Raw genomic sequence first — 490 nt, forward strand, 5'->3', positions numbered from 1 at the left:
GTGCTATCACGATTCAAGCCGACAGTGCCAACCCGCAAGCCATTGAATGCGCAGTCGCGCAGGCCATCTCGACGCTGGGCGGCCTCGATATTCTCGTCAATAGCGCGGCTATCGGCTTGAACGGAATGATCGCCGACATTGATGTAGACGACTATCAAGCACTGATGGATATCAACGTGCGAGGCCCCGTCCTGTTCGCAAAGGCGGTCATCCCGCATCTGCCCGCTGGCGGAAGAATCATCACAATTGGCTCGGGACTGGCAGAGCGGGTGCCCTTTGCGGGTGTAACAGCCTATGCAATGTCCAAGTCGGCGTTGCTCGCATTCACCCGGGGTTTGTCACGTGAACTCGGCCCCACCGGCATAACCGTTAATCTTGTTCAGCCGGGATCGGTCGACACCGACGCAAATCCAGCCTTCGGCCCCGCCGGCGACTTTCAGCGGAGCCTGTCGTCCTTGGGACGTTTTGGCGAGCCTCGCGAGGTTGCGAG

At 59.6% G+C, this 490-nt stretch carries 1 protein-coding gene; it reads left to right on the top strand.

Annotated elements, in window-relative coordinates; all coding sequences use genetic code 11:
• Positions 1-490, top strand: a 490-nt coding sequence (locus tag J5M56_RS24660) for an SDR family oxidoreductase (protein WP_207938019.1), incomplete at both ends; no start/stop codon positions are given.

This window comes from Pseudomonas sp. 51_B (assembly GCF_017491595.1).
GTDB classification, from domain to species: domain Bacteria; phylum Pseudomonadota; class Gammaproteobacteria; order Pseudomonadales; family Pseudomonadaceae; genus Aquipseudomonas; species Aquipseudomonas promysalinigenes.